Origin of the sequence: Janthinobacterium breve, assembly GCF_051380895.1 — a bacterium.
Classification (GTDB): domain Bacteria; phylum Pseudomonadota; class Gammaproteobacteria; order Burkholderiales; family Burkholderiaceae_D; genus Janthinobacterium.
Genome location: NZ_JBNYXY010000004.1, coordinates 116547 through 136608, shown reverse-complemented (window position 1 = coordinate 136608; position 20062 = coordinate 116547). Strand labels below are relative to the sequence as shown.

Below are 20062 nucleotides of genomic sequence, written 5' to 3'. Positions count from 1 at the left end.
AAATTGTTATATGGAAAGATTCATGAGCAGGAAAACGCCAGGCGCTATTGCAAGATCATGGCAGAGGCATACGCTTTAACGGCGAATGATGGCAATTTCCTTGTAGGCCGGCCGCAGCAAACGCATGGCCGTGTCGGTCGGACTCTGCATCGAACTCAACAGCCTGGTCGCGCCCGTGGCCGGCGTGCAGCTGCCGCTGCTGCGGTAGCGCAGCGCCGCCGCCAGCATGCCTTCCGCCGCGTCGCCCAGTTGGTGCTGGTAATCGTCCGCCACGTCGCAGGTCGGCACCATGCCATCGGCGAAGTCGCCAAAGCCCTTGGCGTTGACACCCTGGAACTGCACGGCAAAGTACGTGGTGCCGCAATTCGGTGCAGGATAAAAACCGTAAGGCTTGCCGCACGTCGTGCCGCCGATCAGATTGACTTGCACGTCCACGCCACGCAAGCCGTTGATGATGGCTTCGCTGGCCGAGCAGGTATTGCCCGTTGTCAGCAAGGTCACCCGTTTGAGGCCCAGGGAAGGCAGCGGCGTGCCTTTGGCGAGGGGATTCGGGCCAGGAAAGCCCTGGCTTTGCGCATGGAATGGCACGGGCGTTTCCGGCTTGGTCTTGTCATTGAAGAGCACCTGCTCGAAGGTCTTGCCGGTGGTGACTTGCGGACCGGCAATCATGTAAGCGAGCTCGCTGGCGACATCCAGATAGCCGCCGCCGTTGTAGCGCACATCGAGCACCAGGTCGCTGATGCCGGCCGCCTGGAAGCGGCGCATGGTCTCGACCAGCTGGCGCTCGGCCACGTTGTTGTGGGTGTTGAAAGTCAGATAGCCCACCTTGCCCGTGGGCGTGTCGATGATGCGCTCGTTTTGCACGGCGCTGGTGCTGACCTCCACCGCCTGCACGGTAGCGCTCAGCGCCGTCCCATCACGGCTGAATCCCAGCGTGTGCGTGCCTTGCGCTGCAGGGAACAGGCCAGCATTGATGATATTCACGCTGGCAGTGTCGGGGGCATTGACGAAATCGGTTCCGTCAACGGTTTGCAGCTCGTCGCCGCGCTGCAAACCCGCCAGTGCCGCCGGCGAGCCTGGCTCGACAATGGTGACCACGGCCTTGCGCGGCGGCGTGGTGCGCGTCAGCGCCAGCAACATGCCGTAGCCCAGCTCCACGCCATTGAGCGAGGCTTCCCATTCCGCCGTCGTGTACGTGAAATGGAACTGGTCCTTGGGCTTGCCGGACGCCGTCGTGGCCGTTGTTTTCAGCACGTCGAAATACGCTTTCGGCGTGGCAAAGCTCTGCGGCTGATACGTGGTCGGCACTTCGCGGTACCACAGATAGGTTTCATCGATCCAGCTACGCACCCACGTCAGTTCATCGAGCAAGGTGCCCTGCTTGTCGGTGCTGCTGCCGCTGCGCGGCGCGGCGCAGCGGTTCGCGACCGTGGATGCAGCGACCAGCGCCGTCGGGCCCGTCGGCGTCACGGGAGGGACGACGGACGTGCTGTCGCTGCTGCCACCTCCGCCGCCGCAGGCACTCAACAGCAGCGCGATGGAAAGGACAACAGGACGAGCAAGGGGCAAAGGCTGGGCGGAAAAGCGCAGGGAACGCATGATAAACTTTCCATAAAGAAATTATCGAAAAATTATAATGCGTTTTACAAACAGGCGTTGTTTTCTTTGACACAATGGCGCCCGCAGGCGCCATTGTGTCAACGTCACACTCACACCATCACACCATCACACCATCACGCCACGGTGGCCGCCACGGGTGCTGCCACGATGGGCGGCAACGGCGTCGGCGCGTTGAAGGCGATCAGCAAACTCGCTTCCTTCTCTTTCGCCGCCTCCAGGTGACGCTCCTTCACGTGACCATAGCCGCGGATGTCTTCCGGGATGCTGGCAATGGCCACGGCTTGCGCCAGCTTGGCCGTCGTCAGTTTCGGCAGCAAGCCGCCCACCGTCGCGCGGTATTCGGCGATCAGCGCGCGCTCCATCTTGCGCTCGGCCGTATGGCCGAACACATCGAAGGCCGTGCCGCGCAAGCCCTTGAACTTGGCCAGCACGCCGAACGCCTTCAGCATCCACGGGCCATATTCCTTCTTGATCAGATGGCCCTGGGCATCCGTTTTCGCCATGATCGGTGGCGCCAGGTGGAACTTGAGCTTGATGTCGCCTTCGAACATGGCGGCGATCTTCGCCTGGAAGGCGCCGTCCGTGTACAGGCGCGCCACTTCGTACTCGTCCTTGTAAGCCATCAGCTTGTAGAAGTAGCGGGCCACGGCTTCCGTCAGGCGCAAGTGCGGGCCATTCAGGGCGCTTTCGGCGGCGCGCACCTGGCCGACGAAGTCCAGGTACTGCTGCGCATACGCACGGTCCTGGTAGGCCGTCAGCAAGGCAACACGCTTTTCGATGATGTCGTCAAGCGTGTCGATGCGCTTGAATTCCACCACTTTCGCCGGCGTCGTCATGCGCACCAGACTGGCCGTATCAAGGGCGCCCGCGCGGCCCCAGTTGAAGGCGGCCTTGTTGAACGCCACCGAGACGTTGTTCAAGTCGATGGCTTTCATGATCGACGCTTCGGTGAGCGGCACTTTGCCCTTTTGCCAGGCATAACCGAGCATGAACATATTCGTCGCGATGGAGTCGCCCATCAGTGCCGTGGCGATCTGGCCCGCGTCGATGAAGTCCACATGGTCGCTGCCGCACGCCTTTTCAATTTCCATGCGCGCCGAAGCACCGGGGAATTGCCAGTCCGGGTTCTTCACAAACGCCGCCGTCGACGAGCTGGTCGAGTTGATCATGGCCCAGCTGCGTCCTTCTCCCATGCGCGACAGCGCGTCGCGGCTGGCCGTGACGATCAAGTCACAGCCGATCACCAGATCGGCCGCACCGGTGCCCACGCGCGTCGAGTGGATGTCTTCCTGGCGGTCCGCCAGGCGCACGTGCGACATCACAGGGCCGCCCTTTTGCGCCAGGCCGCTCATGTCCAGCACGGAACAGCCCTTGCCTTCCACGTGGGCCGCCATGGCCAGGATCTGGCCGACGGTGACCACGCCCGTGCCGCCGATGCCGGTCACCAGAATGCCGAACGGCTCCGCCGTCGAAGGTATCGTCGGTGTCGGCAAGGCCGGCACGGCTGGCGCGTCCTTGTCGGCGCTGGCCGCCTTCTTCGGCTTTTTCAAGCCGCCGCCTTCCACCGTCACAAAACTTGGGCAGAAACCCGTCGTGCACGAGAAATCCTTGTTGCAGGACGACTGGTTGATCTGGCGCTTGCGCCCCAGTTCCGTTTCCAGCGGTTCCACCGACAGACAGTTCGATTGCACGGAACAGTCGCCGCAGCCTTCGCAGACGGCTTCGTTGATGACGGCGCGCTTGGCCGGGTCCGGGTATTCATTGCGTTTCCGGCGGCGGCGTTTTTCCGAGGCACAGGTCTGGTCGTAGATCATGGCCGACACGCCGGGCATGTCGCGCAGTTCGCGCTGCACGTCCATCAGTTCCGAACGGTGGCGCACGGTGACGCCTTCCGCCCAGGCGTAATCGTCCGGGTATTTTTCCGGTTCGTCGGTGACGACGATGATGGGACCGACGCCTTCGGCGGCGATCTGGCGCGAGATGATGGCCGGCGACAGGGGGCCGTCGAATTCCTGGCCGCCCGTCATGGCCACCGCATCGTTGAACAAAATCTTGTAGGTGATGTTCACCTTGGCCGAGACGGCCGCGCGGATGGCCAGGATGCCCGAGTGGAAATACGTGCCGTCACCGAGGTTGGTAAACACGTGCTTTTCATTCGTGAACGGCGCCTGTCCCACCCAGGTGACGCCTTCGGCGCCCATGTGGGTAAATGTCGACGTTTCGCGGTCCATCCATAGCACCATGTAGTGACAGCCGATGCCGGCCAGCGCGCGCGAGCCTTCCGGCACCTTGGTCGAGGTATTGTGCGGGCAGCCGGAGCAGAAAAACGGCGTGCGGTCCTTTTGCGGATCGGGTTTCACGCTGATCGCTTTCAGCACATTCTCTTTGGCTTCCAGGTAGGCGATGCGTTCCTTCACGCGCTGCTCGACGGGATGACCGGCGTAGTAGCGCGAAATGCGGCTGGCAATCGCGCGGGCGATCATGGCCGGGTTCAGTTCATACGTGGCCGGCAGCAGCCAGTCGCCGTGTCCCGTGCCCTTCTGGTTGCTCCATTCGCCCGTGTCGTCGAACTTGCCGACCACGCGCGGACGCTCGCCATCCTTCAGGTTGTACAGTTCTTCCTTCAGCGCGTACTCGAGGATTTGCCGCTTTTCTTCCACCACGAGGATCTCGTCGAGGCCCTTGGCAAATTCGTGCACGCCGTCCGCTTCCAGCGGCCAGGTCATGCCGATCTTGTACAGGCGGATGCCGATGTCGGCCGCCACTTGCTCGTCAATGCCCAAGTCGGCCAGCGCCTGGCGCGTATCGAGGTAAGATTTGCCGGCCGTGATGATGCCGATGCGCGCCTTCGGGCTGTCCCAGATGATTTTATTGAGCTTGTTGGCACGCGCATACGCCAGCGCTGCATACCATTTGTAGCTGTTCATGCGTACTTCTTGTTCTAGCACCGTATCGGGCCAGCGGATGTTCAAGCCACCGGCCGGCATCTCGAAGTCGGTCGGCAGAGTGATCTGCACGCGGTCCGGGTCGAAATCGACGGCGGCGCCCGACTCGATGATGTCGGTCACGCATTTCATCGAGACCCACAGGCCCGTGTAGCGGCTCATGGCCCAGGCGTGCAAGCCGTAATCGATGTATTCCTGCACCGACGACGGATACAGCACGGGGATGCCGCAAGCATTCAGGATATGGTCGGACTGGTGCGCCGTGGACGACGATTTGGCCGCATGGTCGTCGCCGGCCAGCACCAGCACGCCGCCGTGCTTGGCGGAACCGGCGTTATTCGCGTGCTTGAAGACGTCGCCGCAGCGGTCGACGCCAGGACCCTTGCCGTACCACATGCCGAATACGCCGTCGTATTTCGCGTCTTCGAACAGATTCGTTTGCTGCGTGCCCCAGACAGCCGTGGCGGCCAGGTCTTCGTTCAGGCCCGGGTGGAATTTGACGTGGTGTGCATCGAGGTATTTCTTGGCCTTGATCGCCGTCATGTCGACGGACGTCACAGGCGAACCGCGGTAACCGGTGATGTAGCCGGCCGTATTCAGGCCAGCCTTCAGATCGCGCTCGCGCTGCAACATGGGCAGGCGGATCAGCGCTTGCGTGCCCGTCATGAAGGCGCGGCCACGCTCCAGCGTGTATTTGTCGTTCAGGGAAATCTCGGACGCGTGCGCGCCCGGCTCAAGATTCGAGCCCTTGATTGGTGCATTCATTACTTGTCTCCATTATTCTCTGTGCTACGCGTGCAAAGTCGGTTGAACTCACACGTACCGGTGGCGCTTTGTAAGCATGCCGGTGCGGAAAAATGACTTGTTTGTCGTAGACTACCACAGGAATGCGCGCAGTTCTTTGCTGCGCTGCACTCCCAGGCTGGTGCTCTTTTAACTACTGTTTGTTACAAAGCAACATTACGCCGCATTCGTATCTTTCAGCACGCCGCGCTTGATCTGGTCCAGCTCGATCGATTCGAACAGGGCGCGGAAATTGCCTTCGCCGAAGCCCTGGTCGCCCTTGCGCTGGATGATCTCGAAGAAAATCGGGCCAATCACCGTCTGCGTGAAGATCTGCAGCAACAGTTCGCGTTCCGTTTCCGTGCTGTGGCCATCGATCAGGATACGCAGGCGGCGCAGTTCTTCCAGCTGCTCACCGTGGTTCGGCAGGCGGCGGTTGACCAGCTCATAGTAGGTTTCAATCGTGTCCTGGAAATCGATACCCGTATCGCGCATGCCTTGCACGGACGCGTAGATATTGTCCGTGCCCAGGGCGATATGCTGGATGCCTTCGCCATGGTACTGGTCCAGGTATTCGGCGATCTGCGACTTGTCGTCCGACGATTCATTGATCGGGATGCGGATCTTGCCGCAGGGCGAAGTCATGGCTTTCGATTTGAGGCCCGTCAGCTTGCCTTCGATGTCGAAATAGCGCACTTCGCGGAAGTTGAACAGGCTTTCATAAAAGCTCGCCCATTCCTTCATGCGGCCACGGTGCACATTGTGCGTCAGGTGGTCGATATAGGTCAGGCCATGGCCGACCGGGTTGGCGACGGCGCCGGGAATGGCGACGAAGTCGACGTCATAGATGCTGATGTCGCCAATGCCGCCCGGTGCCGCCGCACCTTCCTTGTCGGCACCCTTGCCGCGCCAGCGGTCGACAAAATACAGCAGCGAATCGCCCACGCCCTTGATGGCGGGGATATTCAGCTCCATCGGGCCCGTTTTATTGTCGAAACCCCAGGCGCCCAGTTCCAGCGCGCGGCGGTACACAAAGGCTGCGTCGTCGACGCGGATGGCGATGGCGCACACGGATGGGCCGTGGTGGCGGGCAAAACGCTGCGCGAACGAATCTTGTTCGGCATTGATGATGAAATTGATGTCGCCCTGACGGTACAGGGTCACATCCTTGTGGCGGTGGCGCGCGATGGCCGTGAAGCCCATGTTCTCGAACAGCTTGCCCAATGCTTTTGGGTCTGGTGCTGCATACTCGACGAACTCGAAACCATCGGTACCCATCGGGTTATCCCAAGGCTGAAATTGCATGATGTCTCCTCCAAGAAGTAGCGCACAGTATAGGCGTGGGTCACGGGCATTAAATGCCAAAGATCTCCCGAACAATCATGATTTGCGCAATAATATTGCGTGAAACGAGAGCCACCGGAGGAAGCATGAGCAAAATTACGCTGGATAAAACGGACCGCAAGATCCTCGCCGTCCTGCAGGCCGATGGCCGCCTGTCGAATCAGGACGTGGCCGAACAGGTCAGCCTGTCACCGTCGCCATGCTTGCGCCGCGTCAAACGGCTGGAAGAAGCGGGCGTGATCCGCCAGTACGTGGCCCTGCTGGACCCGGAAAAGATCGGCCTGGGCTTGCTGGCCTATGTGAATGTGCGGCTGGAAAAGCACAGCGACGCCACTGCGCACAGCACGGCGCGCGTGCTGGCGCCCAACCTGGTGACGAATACCTCGCCGCGCGCCGACTTTGCCGTGGCCGTGGCGCATTGGCCGGAAGTGGTGGCTTGCTATGCGATGACGGGCGAAATGGATTATCTGCTGCGCGTGCACGTGGAAGACATGGAGCATTTTTCGCGCTTCATGATGGCGACCCTGCTGCGCCACCCGGCGGTGCTGGACGTCAAATCGAGCTTTGCCTTGCAGCGCATCAAGGATACGACGGCCCTGCCCTTATTGTGATGGCGGCTCGGGCTTCTTCTTGCGCCCTGGCAAACGATCCCACAGTTTGAATGCGGCGCGCGCGTTCGCCTTGAACGTGTAGTCGAACATGGCGAACTGCTCCTGCACGGCTTCCTGCAACATGCTGCTCGGGTTCGGTGGCAATAGTTTCAAATAGGCATCGGCTTCGCCATAGTCGCGCTGAATTTCCATGCCCGCCTTCTTGGCGATATGCATCATCGTCTTGTTTGACGACAGACAATGCATGTACAGGGTATCGACATCGTTGTTACGGCAGTGTATCGCCGCCCGCTCGAACAGTTTCGAACCGACGCCCATGCCGCGCATGGATTTCGACACGGATACGCCAAACTCGGCCACCTGCTCCTTGTCCGTGACGATACTTTTCGCCGGCGACTTGTCTTTCGGCGCGAACGCCAGATGCCCCACGCCCACCAGCTTGAACAAGCTGTTGTAGACGCCATAAATCATGTCGCGCGAGAAATCCATCTTCTGCACGTACTGCGCCACCAGTTCATCGGGCAAGGTGCTGCCGAAACGCAGCAAACGGTCGCTTTTCTCCAGCGACAGAAAATGCTTCATCATGCGGCGCCGGTCGCGCTCATGCAACTGCTTGACCAGCACGGTCGGGCGCCCGCCGCCGCTACGACTGAGCCAGCGGCGAAACGGATTTTGAAACAGCTTGGGTAAGGTCACGACGACTCCTGGGGGCGGTGCTGCGGCACGTCAGGCCGATATTGTGCAGTGCAACATTGTGGCGCCATTGTAGCCTATTCCCGCCATTCAAGCCTGGGCCAGGAATGCTTGCACGGCGGCCACCCGCGCCGCATAGATGACTTCGGGGATGCGTTTCGGCTCCGCGCAACCTTGCGCCAGCGCCCCTGCATTGACGGCGCGCGCCGCGTCCAGCCCGCCCTGCAGCCGTGCCGCCGGCGCAAAGTCGCCCGCGACCAGCCCATCGCACGCCACCGCTTGCAACAGTTGCGCAAAGCGCTGCGGCTTGCGCAAACCGTCGCAGCGTTCGCACAGGCCAACCACGGCTTCGGCGCTCAAGTCCAGCGCGCCGTTGATATTGTCCAGCTCGCGCGCCGCCATGACGGCCAGTTCGCGGCACTCGTTGGGCACGCGCAGGCGCTCGCTCAGCTGCTCGATGGCATCCTTGCCCACATGCAACATCAGGGCGGCGAAGCGCACGGGCAAGTCAAGGCCTTGCGCGGCGGCATGGTCGATGACCTGCAGCAAGCGTTCGGTCAGCTGAATTTCCCCCATGATGCGCGCCAGCGCGCCGCACTCGTCCAGCACCGTCAACATGCGCGAAGGGTGGCTTTCCATCAAGCCCTTTGCCACTTCCTGCCACACGCGCTCGGCCACCAGGGCGTCGACTTCGCCGTCCAGCACCATCTGGCGCATCAACGCCATGGTGGCGGGCGCGACAGTGAAAGTATGAAAACGGGCGGCAAAACGGGCCAGGCGCAAGATGCGCACGGGGTCTTCGCCGAACGCGTCGGAGACGTGACGGAAGATTTTGTTGCGAATATCCCCGATGCCGCCGAACGGGTCGGTCAAGGTGCCATCCGCGGCTTGCGCGATAGCGTTGATGGTGAGATCGCGCCGCACCAAGTCGTCTTCTAAGGTGACATCAGGCGCCGTGTGGAAGACAAAGCCCCGGTAGCCGGGCGCCGTCTTGCGCTCCGTGCGGGCCAAGGCATATTCTTCCTGCGTCTTCGGATGCAGGAAGACGGGGAAATCCTTGCCGACGGGGCGAAAACCTTGGCGCAGCATGTCTTCCGGCGTGGCGCCGACGACGACGTGGTCGTGGTCTTTCACGGGCAAGCCCAGCAGTTGGTCGCGCACCGCGCCACCGACCGTGTAAATCTTCATGGTGAACTTCTCTTTAATCAGGGAGTTCCGCGTCGTGCTTGGCAGCGACTTCCGTCTCCGCCAGTGCTTCCGTGATCCAGCGCGCCACGGCCGGGTGCGCCTGCACGCGCTCGCAATACGCGTTCAGGGCAGGCGCCAGCGACACGCCATACGTGCGGAAACGCATGACGACGGGGGCGAAATACGCGTCGGCGATGGAAAAGTCGCCAAACAGGAACTGGTGGTGGCCAAAGCGCGACAAGCACTCTTCCCAGATTTCGCTGATGCGGCCAATGTCGGCCTGCGCGGCGGCCGTGCGGCCACGGCCCGGCAACTTTGCCTTGATATTCATCGACATATCCGTGCGCAAGCCGGCAAAGCCGGAATGCATTTCCGCGCTGACACAGCGCGCCATGGCGCGCGCGGCCACGTCTTGCGGCCACAGGTGCTTGTCAGGAAACTGCTCGGCCAGATATTCGCAGATGGCCAGGCTGTCCCAGATCGTCATCTCGCCCGCCAGCAACACAGGCACGCGGCCGCAGGCCGAATATTCGGCGATTTTGCTTGCCGTGTCGCTCTGGTCGAGCAAGACGCGCACTTCCTGGAACGGGATGCCGAACGCTGTCATGGCTACCCACGGGCGCATCGACCACGATGAGTAATTCTTGTTGCCGATGATGAGGGTCAGGCCAGGCTCGCGCGCGGCGGCCAGGGTTTGCGTCAGGCTGGGGTCAAGGATGGTGGTTTGCATGGTCGGGTATCAAGTATTGGATTACGGCAAATCGGCCGCGATGGCGCTATTTTTCGGTCCCACGGTACCCAGGCGCGCCTTCAGCGACTGCGGGCGCTTCTCGAACAGGGCTGCGTAATAGGTGGCGTTGGCCATCACGTTTTTCACGTAGCCGCGCGTTTCCGTGTACGGTATCGTTTCGGCGAAGACGGCGCCTTCCAGCGGACGCGTCATGGTGGCACGCCAGATGCGCAAGCGCCCCGGCCCCGCGTTGTAGGCGGCGCTGGCCAGCACTTGCGAACCATCGAGGCCGCCCAGCACCATGTTCAGGTAATTGGTGCCCAGCAAGACGTTGGTGCGCACATCGCTCAACGTTTCCGTGACGAAATCGGTGAGACCGATCTTCTTGGCCACGTAGCGGGCCGTCGATGGCATCACCTGCATCAGGCCGGAGGCGCCCACATGCGATTGCGCATCCATGATGAAGCGCGATTCCTGGCGGATCAGGCCATACACCCAGGCTTTGTCCAGGCCCAGGGTTTGCGTGGCCGGGTGCATGACGTCGTCGTGCGGCGTCGGATAGCGTTGCGTATAGTCCACTTCCAGGCGCGTGCGGTCCGAGGTGTTGACCATGCGGTCGAGCACATTGTTCTGGCGTGCAAATTCTGCAGCCGCCAGATGTTGCCTGTCCGTCATCGAGCGCAATTCCCAGTTCCACTCGCGCGTGCCTTCGAAGCGCAAACGCATGTTGAAAAATTTCAAGGCGCGCTGCAAGCCCGGATTGGCGGCCATGGCGGCAATTTCCGTCGGCGTGACGGGCTGGCCCGGCGGCGGCAGCACCAGATGGTTGCCCAGCTCTTCATTGGCCAGCAAGCCATAGAAATTCGACTGCTCGGAAATCGTGCGATACAGGGTGTCGGCTTGCGCGTTCGGGCGGCCCGGCGTTTCCGCCTGCTGCGCGCGCGCCAGCCAGTAGACCCAGGTGGGGTCCGTGCGTAGCGAGGCCGGCATGGCCTGGATGGACGACTTCACCACGGGCCAGTTGCCTTCGCGCAAGGCGATACGCGCCTTCCATTGCATCTGCTCCTGGGTCAATGGCGCGCCATTGGTTTTTTGCCAATATTCAAACGCTTCCGGCGCCAGCGAATACGATGCCTGCAGGGCCAGGTTGGCCCAGCCGATGGCTTGCTCCTGCGGCGTCAGCTGTCCGCTGGCCTTTTGCAGCGCCACCACGCCCAGTTTCAGGGTGCTTTTCGCCATGCGGCCGATGGCCACCAGGTACATTTCGTGGTCCGCGCGGCTGGGCCCCGGCCCCTTGGCCAACATCAGCGCCGGCAAGTCGATCGCTTGCGCCATCTTCGTGTCGGACGCGTCCAGTAGCAGCGCGATGCGGCGCGCCGGGCCCGTGGCATTCGTCTGGCCCGCCAGGCGGATCTGCGCCCACAGGTCGTTCGTGTCAAACTGGCCGTTTTGCGCCAAGACGGCGATCAGGCTGCCGCACGCTTCGCCATAACCGGGCGGCGACACCAGAAGGTTGCGCGCTTCGGGCGCCACGTTCTGACCCTTGGCCGCGCGCGACATCAGCGCGTAGCACTTGAGCTGGGTGTCGTCATCGAGGGCGAATTGCGGATATTGCTCGTCAAACACGACCCAGTCGCGCTTGCGGCCCAGCTCCAGCAGCCAGTCATTGCGGAAACGGTCGGCGATGGCGCTGCCCTTGTAGCGGTTCAGGTAATCGCGAAATTGCGCCTCGGTCAACTGTTTGATGCGCGGTTTCAGCCGATAATAGTCAACATACGATGGAATCTGGTAATTCGTCAGGCGCCCCGCATAAAAGTCGGCTTTTTCGGCGTCATCCTTGCGCGCGGCGTCGCGCAGCAGCAGGAAGGCATCGTCCTCGCTGCGCGTGTCGGGTGCGGCAGGAGAGACGGTGGCGGATACCTGGGCCAGGGCGGCCAGGGGCGACAAGGCCGATGCAACACACAGCATCGTGCCGGCAATCCATTTCAGTGGGGAAATCAATGTACGACTCTCAATCTTAACTTGATGGTGATATGAATAGCGACCCTAGAATAACATGCGATCCGGCTACACGGCCACCCATTGCGCCACAGGACAAGGCCGGCTTGCGCAAGACCCTGCTGGCGGCCCGCCGCGCCCTGCCCGAGAGCACCCGCGCAGGGTGGGATGCGGCCATCGCGCAGCGCCTGCTGGACTGGTGCGCGCAGGAAAATATCGGAGAACTGGGCGTGTACTGGCCCCTGCATGGCGAACCGGACTTGCACGGCGCGTATGTGCAGCTGGCCGCGCGCGGCGTGGCCCTGTGCCTGCCGGTGGTGCTGGAAAAGCATGCACCGCTGGCGTTCAGCGACTGGACGCCCGGTGTAGCGATGGTCAAGGATGGCATGGGCGTGGCCGTGCCGGCCCAGCTGCGCCTGCGCCCGGCGCCCGCCACCCTGCTGGTGCCCTGCCTGGGATTCAATATGGAACGTTTTCGTCTCGGCTATGGCGGCGGCTATTACGACCGCACGCTGGCGGCCACGCCGCGTCCGCGCACCCTGGGCATCGCCTATGCCTGCCTGGCGGCCAGCTTTCCCAACGGCGAATACGACATCGCCCTCGATCACATCATGACCGAGGGCGACTTTTTCTGACGAATCAGACGGCGATTATTTGACCAGGCGCTGCCACAGTGCGGTGGTGGGCGCCGCCTGGTTCATGCTATAGAAATGCAAGCCTGGCGCGCCGCCTTCCAGCAAACGCTCGCACAGGCCCGTCACCACGTCCAGGCCAAAGGCCTTGATGGACGCGCTGTCGTCGCCGAAGCTGGCCAGTTTCAGACGCACCCAGCGTGGAATTTCCGCGCCGCACATGTCCGAAAAGCGCATCAACTGCGTGTAATTCGTGATCGGCATGATGCCGGCCACGATAGGCACGTTGATGCCCATCTTCTGCGTCTGCTCGACAAACTGGAAATACGCGTCGGCATTGTAGAAGTACTGGGTGATGGCCGCATCGGCGCCGGCCTGCACCTTGCGCGCAAACGCGTTCAGGTCGTCCTGCGGCGAACGCGCTTGCGGATGCACTTCCGGATAGGCAGCCACTTCGATATGGAAATGGTCGCCCGTCTCGGCGCGGATGAACTCCACCAGCTCGTTGGCGTAGCGGAACTCGCCCGAGGCGCCGTAGCCGCTGGGCAAGTCGCCCCGCAAGGCCACGATACGGCTCACGCCGGCCGCCTTGAAGTCTGCCAGCACGGCGCGGATCGATGCGCGCGAACCGCCGACGCAAGACAGATGGGGCGCGGCTTGTTCGCCGGCCGCCAGAATCTCGCGCACGGTGTCCAGGGTACCCTGCTGCGTGGTGCCGCCGGCGCCGAACGTCACCGAGAAATACTTCGGATGCAATTCAGACAACTTGACACGCGTGGCGCGCAGCTTTTCCGCCCCTTCCGGGGTTTTCGGCGGGAAAAACTCAATACTGAAATTATGCTTTTCCATCGTCATTACTCAAAAGTAAGGTCGACAAGGCCCAGGAAATGATGCTGTACAAAATGGCACCACCCACGGCAGACCAGAAACTGGCGACATGGAAACCGGCTATCATTTGCGCCACCAGCCAGAACATGAAGCCGTTGATGATCAGGATGAACAGGCCCAGCGACAAAAACGTCACGGGCAGGGTCAACAGGATCAGCAAGGGACGGATCAGCGCATTGACCAGTCCCAGCACGGCAGCGGCCAGCAGCGCGGTCCAGCCGCTGCTCATCGTCACCGAGTGCATCAAATAAGGGACGGCAAACAGGGCTGCCGCATTGATAAACCAAATCAGTAGCAAGCGCATTTCTCTAGCCTGTCAAAAGTAGGGTCAGGCCGGCGGCAAGCGCCGGCCCTCAGAGGGTGAATTACAGCCCGGACTACCGATTAATAACGGTAATGTTCGGGTTTGTATGGACCTTCCGTGCGCACGCCGATGTAGTCGGCTTGCTCTTGCGTCAGTTCCGTCAGCTGCGCATTCAACTTTTTGAGTTGCAAACGGGCGACTTTTTCGTCCAGGTGTTTTGGCAAGGTGTACACGCCGACCGGGTAGTTGGCCGTGTTCGCGTACAGCTCGATCTGGGCGATCGTCTGGTTGGCGAACGACGAGCTCATCACGTACGACGGGTGGCCCGTGCCGCAACCGAGGTTGACCAGGCGGCCTTCGGCCAGCAGGATGATGCGGCGGCCCGACGGGAAGATGATGTGGTCGACTTGCGGCTTGATGTTTTCCCACTCGTATTGTTTCAACGAAGCGACATCGATTTCATTGTCAAAGTGACCAATGTTGCAGACGATGGCCTGGTCTTTCATGCGCGTCAGGTGATCGTGCGTGAGGATATGATAGTTGCCCGTGCAGGTCACGAAGATGTCGCCGTGTTCGCAGGCGTAATCCATGGTCACCACGCGGTAGCCTTCCATCGCCGCCTGCAGTGCGCAGATCGGATCGACTTCCGTCACCCATACTTGCGCCGACAGGGCACGCATGGCTTGGGCCGAACCCTTGCCGACGTCACCGTAACCGGCGATAACGGCCACTTTACCGGCAATCATCACATCGGTGGCGCGCTTGATGCCGTCGACCAGCGACTCACGGCAGCCATACAGGTTGTCGAATTTCGATTTCGTGACGGAATCGTTCACGTTGATCGCCGGGAAAGCCAGCTTGCCTTCCTTGTGCATTTGATACAAACGGTGCACGCCGGTGGTGGTTTCTTCCGTCACGCCGAGGATTTCCGGCAGACGCTTCGAGTACCAGGTCGGGTCGGCCAGCAAGTGTTTCTTGATCGAATTGAACAGGCAGATTTCTTCTTCCGAACCCGGGTTGGCCAGCACCGACAGATCGGCTTCCGCGCGCACGCCCAGGTGCAGCAGCAAGGTAGCATCGCCGCCATCGTCGAGGATCATGTTCGAGTAGACAGCCTTGCCATCCACGTTCGGCCATTCGAAGATGCGGTGCGTGTATTCCCAGTAGTCATCCAGCGATTCGCCCTTGACGGCGAAGACAGGCGTGCCGGCGGCAGCGATGGCGGCAGCAGCGTGATCTTGCGTGGAGTAAATGTTGCACGATGCCCAACGCACTTGCGCACCCAGTGCTTCCAGGGTGTGGATCAGCACGGCGGTCTGGATGGTCATGTGGATGGAACCGGTGATGCGCGCGCCTTTCAGGGGCTGCGCAGCCGCGAATTCCTCGCGGATGGCCATCAGGCCAGGCATTTCCGTTTCAGCAATCTTGATTTCTTTGTCGCCCCATGCGGCCAGAGTGATATCGGCGATGGTGTAGTCGTGTTGCGATTTGAGTACGGCGTTCATCACGCCCTCCTTTCAGTTGAAAAAGGTACGTGAGCGCAGTTGCAGGATATTCCGAGCCTGGCGAATTTCTTCGTCGCAACGCTCCTCGGACCCCGCATCATAACATTGGCCTTGCGCCTGCGGCAACCATTAGTCAAGCGGGCCGGCCGCCTGGCAAGCCCGCGACGCGCGCTGGCGCCCTACGGTTTGCGCGGCCAGTTCTTGCCCTGGCTGAGACAACTGGCGCGCTCGTCAGCGTCCAGGCGCCGCGCTATTTCATCGGCCAGGTCGCGCAGGATCGGCACCATGTCTTTATCAGCCTTGCTGCCGTCGGTCGGGTAATTCGCGGCGCGCATGGCCCATTTGCAGGTGAGCACGGGATCGGGCTTGGTATTCGAGCGCCAGGCATCGGGATCCGTGGCGAGAAAACCACTGTCCGCATAAATGGTGAGCACATGCAAGGCCTGGCGTGCCGACATTTGCCCCATCAACTCGGTGAGTTCGGGCCTGATCTGCACCGGCGTTGCCAGCGAGCCATCGGGGAAAACAAATTTGCCGGCCGCCGCCAGGATCAGCACGGCATGGCCATCGCCCCCTTCTGCCTTGTCCAGCCATTGCCCCACCGTCAGCGTGGCCGGCGCCGTGACTGGCGCGGCCGCGACAGCGGACAGACCCCATGTGGCCAGCAGAACAAGCACCAGCGAGCGTGCGTGCAACAAGGTCATGGAATTCTCCAGTTAGTTTATTTGCAATAAATTGTAGCGTATCCGTACGGCAACGCCGTTCGCTACGCGCCGTCGCGTGCGCACCCATGAAAAAAGCGCCCGCAGCCAGATGGCCGGGGCGCTTTTCTTGCAAGCGGACTAGATTATTTCAGGCCGGCAGCGTCGCGCAGCAGGGCGACCTTGTCGGTGCGCTCCCACGTGAATTCCGGCTCTTCGCGGCCGAAGTGGCCGTAGGCGGCGCTCTTCTGGTAAATCGGGCGCAGCAGGTCGAGCATTTGCACGATGCCTTTTGGACGCAGGTCGAAGTGCGCCAGCACCAGCTTGGCGATTTCCGCGTCAGGAATCACGCCCGTGCCTTCCGTGTAGACGGTGATGTTGATCGGCTTGGCCACGCCGATGGCGTAGCTGACCTGCACCTGGCATTGGCGCGCCAGGCCGGCGGCGACGATGTTTTTCGCCACGTAACGGGCTGCGTAGGCCGCCGAACGGTCGACTTTCGATGGGTCCTTGCCCGAGAACGCGCCGCCGCCGTGCGGGGCTGCGCCACCGTAGGTGTCGACGATGATCTTGCGCCCGGTCAAGCCGCAATCGCCTTGCGGACCGCCAATGACGAAACGGCCCGTCGGGTTGACGAGGAATTTGGTCTCCGTCAGCCATTCGCGCGGCAGGATGGGCTTAATGATTTCTTCGATGACGGCTTCTTCGATCTGCGAATGCGAGATTTCCGGCGCATGCTGGGTCGACAGCACGACCGTGTGCACGCCGACGGGACGGCCATCGACGTAGCGCAGGGTCACTTGCGATTTGGCATCCGGACGCAGCCATGGCAAACGGCCATCCTTGCGCAGCTGCGACTGGCGCTCGACCAGGCGGTGCGCGTAGTGGATGGCGGCAGGCATCAGCTCGGCCGTCTCATCGCAGGCGTAGCCGAACATCAAGCCTTGATCGCCAGCGCCTTGATCCAGGTCAATCCCCGCACCTTCATCGACGCCTTGCGCGATGTCCGGCGACTGCTTGTCATAGGCCACCAGCACGGCGCAACCTTTGTAGTCGATGCCGTATTCCGTATTGTCGTAGCCGATGCGTTTGATGGTTTCGCGCGCAACTTGAATATAATCCACATTGGCGTAAGTGGTAATCTCGCCAGCCAGCACCACCAGACCCGTGTTGCACAGGGTTTCGGCAGCCACGCGGGCGGTCGGATCCTGGGTCAGGATGGCGTCAAGGATGGCGTCGGAAATTTGATCGGCAACCTTGTCGGGATGGCCTTCCGAAACGGATTCGGAAGTGAAGAGATAGTCGTTTGACATTGCAAGCTCCTGATTACTATGTGAATGTTCTGTCGCAGTAAAGAGGATTTTGCCTGCGACGCTTTAGCGATATTTATATTCCGCTTCGCAAGTTGTCTATTAACTCAGCGGTTACTGCATACGTGGTATTTTACGCTTCTTAAAAAATTTTGGCACAGCAACCCGCCATTCCTGGAAACAGCTTATACATGTTAGTCCCAATTTTCCGCTTCTTATCGATCTTTCCCCTGCCCGTCCTGCATGGCCTGGGCGCTGCGCTCGGCTGGGTGATTTACGCCATTTCCCCGTCCTACCGGCGCCGCATGCGCGAGAACATGCAGGGTGCGGGCTTTTCGCAACACTTGCACACGGCCGTGGCCGAAGCGGGCAAAAGCGTGCTGGAACTGCCCTTCATCTGGTGCGCGCCGCCCGAGCGCGTGGCGCGCCACGCGACGGTGGAAAACTGGGAGCTGGTGGAAAAAGCCTTGCAGCATGGCCGCGGCATCGTCTTCCTGACGCCACACCTGGGCTGCTTTGAAATCGTCGCCCAGCAAATCGCCCTGCGCACGCCGCTCACCGTGATGTACCGCCCGCCCAAGCGCGCCGCCCTGAAACCGCTGATCGAAGGGGCGCGCGCGCGCGAAAACCTGATGCTGGCGCCGGCCAACATGTCGGGCGTGCGCATCTTTGCCAAATGCCTGAAAAAAGGCCAGCCCATCGGCCTGCTGCCAGACCAGGTGCCGCAAGAGGGCGAAGGCGTGTGGGCCGATTTCTTCGGCCGTCCCGCCTACACCATGACCCTGCCGGCCAAGCTGGCGCAGATGGGCGGCGCCGAAGTCATCATCACCTACGCCGAGCGCCTGCCGGGCGGGCGCGGCTATGTCGTGCATTTCGTGCCGTTCACCGAGTCGCTAGCCAGCACCTCGGCGGAGCAGGCGCGCACCATCAATGCCGCCATGGAACAATTGATCGCGCGCAGCCCCGCGCAATACCTGTGGAGCTACAATCGCTACAAGGTGCCGCGCGGCGCGCCGCCGCCCACGCCAGCGACGCCGGATGCCGCCAAGGAGCAGGCATGAGACTGCTGATCGCCTTCATGTGGCTGCTGCACTGGCTGCCCTTGCCCATCCTCGGCCGCTTCGGCGTGGCCGTCGGCAGCGTGCTGTTCATCGCCATGCCCACGCGACGCAAGATCGCCCTGACAAATCTGCGCCTGTGCATGCCGGAATTGACGGAACAGCAACGCGTGGCCCTGGCGCGCCAGCACTTCCAGGCGTATTCGCGCAGCGTGTGGGAGCGCAGCATCCTGTGGTGGTCGTCGGAAGAACGCCTGAACCGCCTGATCAAGAAGGTGCCCGCCTTCCCGGGCCAGCAGATCGCGGCCAAGCCCACCATCTTGCTGTGTCCGCACTTTGTCTGCCTCGACGTGGCCGGCGCCGCCACGGCCATGGAAATTTCCGCCTCGTCCATGTATGTGCAGCAAAAGAGCGCCGCCTTCGACCAGGCCCTGCGCAATGGCCGTTCGCGCTTCAAGCCGCCCAAGCTGTTTACGCGTCAGGACGGCATCAAGACGATTCTGCGCGCGCTGCGCGACGGCTTGCCCTATTTCATGCTGCCTGACATGGATTTCGGCGAGAAGGATGCGGAATTCGTGCCCTTCTTCGGCGTGCCCGCCGCCACCCTGACGGCCACGGCGCGCCTGGCGCTGGCAGCCAAGGCGCAGGTGATTCCCGTCATCGCCACCTTCCTGCCCAATTACCAGGGCTGGAAAGTGACCTATTACCCGGCCTGGGACGATTATCCGGGCGACGACATCACGGCCGCCACGCGCCGCATGAACGAATTCATCGAAGAACGCGTGCGCGAAGCGCCGGCCGAATATTTCTGGACCCATAAACGCTTCAAGACGCGTCCGGAAGGCGAAGCCTCGTTCTATAACCAGCACAAGTGATACGGCAGAACATGAAACTCCAATTTACCAAGATGCATGGCGCCGGCAATGACTTCATCGTCATCGATGCCATCAATCAAGATATAGACTTCACGCCGGCCCAGTGGCAGCGTCTGGCCGACCGCCGTTTCGGCATCGGCGCCGACCAGATCCTGGTGGTGGAAAAGCCGCGCCTGCCCGGCTGCGACTTCCGCTACCGCATCTATAACAACGATGGCGGCGAAGTCGAACAATGCGGCAACGGCGCGCGCGCCTTCGTCAAGTTCGTCAGCGAAAAAGGCTTGTCAAGCAAGACCAGCATCCGCGTGGAAACCATGGCCGGCATCATTGCGCCGCGCCTGGAGATCGATGGCAGCATCACGGTGGACATGGGGGCGCCCGTGCTGGAACCCGCGCTGGTGCCGTTCGATGCGGCTGGCCTGGACGGTGTAGCGGAAAGCAACGACACCCTGTGGCCGCTGGACCTGGCGCTGCCGGGCCAGACGGCCCCCGTGCTGGTATCGGTCGTGTCGATGGGCAACCCGCATGCCGTGCAAGTGGTCGAGGATGTCGACGCGCAAGACCTGGAACAATCGGGCCCGCTGATCGAGCACCATCCGCGCTTTCCCCGCCGCGTCAACGCCGGCTACCTGCAGATCATCGACCGCCATCACGTGAAACTGCGCGTGTATGAACGGGGCGCGGGCGAAACGCTCGCTTGCGGCACGGGCGCCTGCGCCGCCGCCGTGGCCGGCATCCTGCGCGGCCGGCTCGACTCGCCCGTGCGCATCAGCGCGCGTGGCGGAGAACTCTCGATCGCCTGGCAAGGCCCGGGCCATCCGGTCCTGATGACGGGCCCGGCCGTGACCGTGTTCGAAGGCACGATCGAACTGTAATC

Annotated in this window: 17 protein-coding genes and 1 riboswitch; of the genes, 5 read left to right on the top strand and 12 right to left on the bottom strand. The window is 61.8% G+C overall.

The features are described from left to right. Positions 1 to 75: 75 nt before the first annotated feature. The 3 genes from ACQ4W0_RS08660 to hppD form a co-directional block, all read right to left on the bottom strand. Positions 76 to 1599, bottom strand: coding sequence for a S41 family peptidase (locus ACQ4W0_RS08660; RefSeq protein WP_436576393.1), 1524 nt, complete (start codon positions 1597 to 1599; stop codon positions 76 to 78). A 134-nt stretch (positions 1600 to 1733) separates the two neighbouring features. After that, positions 1734 to 5330, bottom strand: coding sequence for an indolepyruvate ferredoxin oxidoreductase family protein (locus ACQ4W0_RS08655; RefSeq protein ID WP_436576392.1), 3597 nt, complete (start codon positions 5328 to 5330; stop codon positions 1734 to 1736). Positions 5331 to 5525: 195 nt separating this feature from the next. Further along, the gene (gene hppD / locus ACQ4W0_RS08650; protein WP_071079812.1) at positions 5526 to 6653 is read right to left on the bottom strand and encodes a 4-hydroxyphenylpyruvate dioxygenase; all 1128 of its coding nucleotides are present in this window, start codon (positions 6651 to 6653) and stop codon (positions 5526 to 5528) included. A gap of 125 nt (positions 6654 to 6778) precedes the next feature. On the opposite strand from hppD, the gene ACQ4W0_RS08645 reads away from it, so the two are divergent. After that, complete coding sequence (locus ACQ4W0_RS08645) at positions 6779 to 7303, top strand: Lrp/AsnC family transcriptional regulator (RefSeq protein WP_070220829.1); 525 nt, start codon at positions 6779 to 6781, stop codon at positions 7301 to 7303. Here ACQ4W0_RS08645 and ACQ4W0_RS08640 read toward each other — a convergent pair. The 4 genes from ACQ4W0_RS08640 to ACQ4W0_RS08625 all read right to left on the bottom strand — a co-directional run bounded on the left by ACQ4W0_RS08640 (position 7295) and on the right by ACQ4W0_RS08625 (position 11882). Then, positions 7295 to 7999, bottom strand: coding sequence for a GNAT family N-acetyltransferase (locus tag ACQ4W0_RS08640; RefSeq protein ID WP_436576391.1), 705 nt, complete (start codon positions 7997 to 7999; stop codon positions 7295 to 7297). The genes ACQ4W0_RS08645 and ACQ4W0_RS08640 overlap by 9 nt on opposite strands. Before the next feature lie 87 nt (positions 8000 to 8086). After that, positions 8087 to 9184, bottom strand: coding sequence for a tRNA nucleotidyltransferase/poly(A) polymerase-related protein (locus ACQ4W0_RS08635; RefSeq protein ID WP_436576390.1), 1098 nt, complete (start codon positions 9182 to 9184; stop codon positions 8087 to 8089). 13 nt (positions 9185 to 9197) lie between these two features. Beyond that, on the bottom strand, positions 9198 to 9914 hold the full coding sequence (locus ACQ4W0_RS08630) for a glutathione S-transferase family protein (protein WP_436576389.1): 717 nt from the start codon (positions 9912 to 9914) through the stop codon (positions 9198 to 9200). A gap of 21 nt (positions 9915 to 9935) precedes the next feature. Next, positions 9936 to 11882, bottom strand: a complete 1947-nt coding sequence (locus ACQ4W0_RS08625) for a lytic transglycosylase domain-containing protein (RefSeq protein ID WP_436576388.1) — start codon at positions 11880 to 11882, stop codon at positions 9936 to 9938. A 65-nt stretch (positions 11883 to 11947) separates the two neighbouring features. On the opposite strand from ACQ4W0_RS08625, the gene ACQ4W0_RS08620 reads away from it, so the two are divergent. Beyond that, positions 11948 to 12547 (top strand): 5-formyltetrahydrofolate cyclo-ligase, encoded by a 600-nt coding sequence (locus ACQ4W0_RS08620; protein WP_436576387.1) that lies wholly within the window; start codon positions 11948 to 11950, stop codon positions 12545 to 12547. Between the two features lie 15 nt (positions 12548 to 12562). Here ACQ4W0_RS08620 and metF read toward each other — a convergent pair whose 3' ends face one another. From metF to metK, 5 genes are all read right to left on the bottom strand, one after another. Continuing rightward, complete coding sequence (metF, locus tag ACQ4W0_RS08615) at positions 12563 to 13393, bottom strand: methylenetetrahydrofolate reductase [NAD(P)H] (RefSeq protein WP_436576386.1); 831 nt, start codon at positions 13391 to 13393, stop codon at positions 12563 to 12565. Further along, positions 13380 to 13736, bottom strand: coding sequence for a phage holin family protein (locus tag ACQ4W0_RS08610; protein WP_099665786.1), 357 nt, complete (start codon positions 13734 to 13736; stop codon positions 13380 to 13382). Before ACQ4W0_RS08610 ends, metF begins: the two co-directional genes overlap by 14 nt. Positions 13737 to 13816: 80 nt before the next feature. Continuing rightward, positions 13817 to 15241 (bottom strand): adenosylhomocysteinase, encoded by a 1425-nt coding sequence (ahcY, locus tag ACQ4W0_RS08605; protein ID WP_436576385.1) that lies wholly within the window; start codon positions 15239 to 15241, stop codon positions 13817 to 13819. A 24-nt stretch (positions 15242 to 15265) separates the two neighbouring features. Further along, positions 15266 to 15334, bottom strand: a riboswitch (S-adenosyl-L-homocysteine riboswitch). Between the two features lie 86 nt (positions 15335 to 15420). Beyond that, positions 15421 to 15945: a hypothetical protein gene (locus tag ACQ4W0_RS08600; protein WP_436576384.1), complete on the bottom strand. Its 525-nt coding sequence runs from the start codon at positions 15943 to 15945 to the stop codon at positions 15421 to 15423. A 143-nt stretch (positions 15946 to 16088) separates the two neighbouring features. Continuing rightward, positions 16089 to 17255: a methionine adenosyltransferase gene (gene metK / locus ACQ4W0_RS08595; protein ID WP_436576383.1), complete on the bottom strand. Its 1167-nt coding sequence runs from the start codon at positions 17253 to 17255 to the stop codon at positions 16089 to 16091. A 188-nt stretch (positions 17256 to 17443) separates the two neighbouring features. Between metK and ACQ4W0_RS08590 the strand changes: the two genes are divergently transcribed. The 3 genes from ACQ4W0_RS08590 to dapF are packed head-to-tail and all read left to right on the top strand — an operon-like array spanning position 17444 to position 20060. Continuing rightward, the gene (locus ACQ4W0_RS08590; protein ID WP_436576382.1) at positions 17444 to 18313 is read left to right on the top strand and encodes a lysophospholipid acyltransferase family protein; all 870 of its coding nucleotides are present in this window, start codon (positions 17444 to 17446) and stop codon (positions 18311 to 18313) included. Beyond that, positions 18310 to 19185, top strand: a complete 876-nt coding sequence (locus ACQ4W0_RS08585) for an LpxL/LpxP family acyltransferase (protein WP_436576381.1) — start codon at positions 18310 to 18312, stop codon at positions 19183 to 19185. The genes ACQ4W0_RS08590 and ACQ4W0_RS08585 overlap by 4 nt, the downstream gene beginning before the upstream one ends. An 11-nt stretch (positions 19186 to 19196) precedes the next feature. Next, on the top strand, positions 19197 to 20060 hold the full coding sequence (gene dapF / locus ACQ4W0_RS08580) for a diaminopimelate epimerase (protein WP_436576380.1): 864 nt from the start codon (positions 19197 to 19199) through the stop codon (positions 20058 to 20060). Positions 20061 to 20062: the final 2 nt, after the last annotated feature.

Bases quoted from the DNA above. Each gene is read 5' to 3' on its own strand.
- hppD (WP_071079812.1), bottom strand. From the start codon at position 6,653: ATGCAATTTCAGCCTTGGGATAACCCGATGGGTACCGATGGTTTCGAG.
- ACQ4W0_RS08635 (WP_436576390.1), bottom strand. From the start codon at position 9,184: ATGAAGATTTACACGGTCGGTGGCGCGGTGCGCGACCAACTGCTGGGC.
- metF (WP_436576386.1), bottom strand. From the start codon at position 13,393: ATGGAAAAGCATAATTTCAGTATTGAGTTTTTCCCGCCGAAAACCCCG.
- ACQ4W0_RS08610 (WP_099665786.1), bottom strand. From the start codon at position 13,736: ATGCGCTTGCTACTGATTTGGTTTATCAATGCGGCAGCCCTGTTTGCC.
- ACQ4W0_RS08620 (WP_436576387.1), top strand. From the start codon at position 11,948: ATGAATAGCGACCCTAGAATAACATGCGATCCGGCTACACGGCCACCC.
- ACQ4W0_RS08630 (WP_436576389.1), bottom strand. From the start codon at position 9,914: ATGCAAACCACCATCCTTGACCCCAGCCTGACGCAAACCCTGGCCGCC.
- dapF (WP_436576380.1), top strand. From the start codon at position 19,197: ATGAAACTCCAATTTACCAAGATGCATGGCGCCGGCAATGACTTCATC.
- metK (WP_436576383.1), bottom strand. From the start codon at position 17,255: ATGTCAAACGACTATCTCTTCACTTCCGAATCCGTTTCGGAAGGCCAT.
- ACQ4W0_RS08585 (WP_436576381.1), top strand. From the start codon at position 18,310: ATGAGACTGCTGATCGCCTTCATGTGGCTGCTGCACTGGCTGCCCTTG.
- ACQ4W0_RS08645 (WP_070220829.1), top strand. From the start codon at position 6,779: ATGAGCAAAATTACGCTGGATAAAACGGACCGCAAGATCCTCGCCGTC.
- ACQ4W0_RS08590 (WP_436576382.1), top strand. From the start codon at position 17,444: ATGTTAGTCCCAATTTTCCGCTTCTTATCGATCTTTCCCCTGCCCGTC.
- ahcY (WP_436576385.1), bottom strand. From the start codon at position 15,241: ATGAACGCCGTACTCAAATCGCAACACGACTACACCATCGCCGATATC.
- ACQ4W0_RS08625 (WP_436576388.1), bottom strand. From the start codon at position 11,882: ATGCTGTGTGTTGCATCGGCCTTGTCGCCCCTGGCCGCCCTGGCCCAG.
- ACQ4W0_RS08600 (WP_436576384.1), bottom strand. From the start codon at position 15,945: ATGACCTTGTTGCACGCACGCTCGCTGGTGCTTGTTCTGCTGGCCACA.
- ACQ4W0_RS08660 (WP_436576393.1), bottom strand. From the start codon at position 1,599: ATGCGTTCCCTGCGCTTTTCCGCCCAGCCTTTGCCCCTTGCTCGTCCT.
- ACQ4W0_RS08655 (WP_436576392.1), bottom strand. From the start codon at position 5,330: ATGAATGCACCAATCAAGGGCTCGAATCTTGAGCCGGGCGCGCACGCG.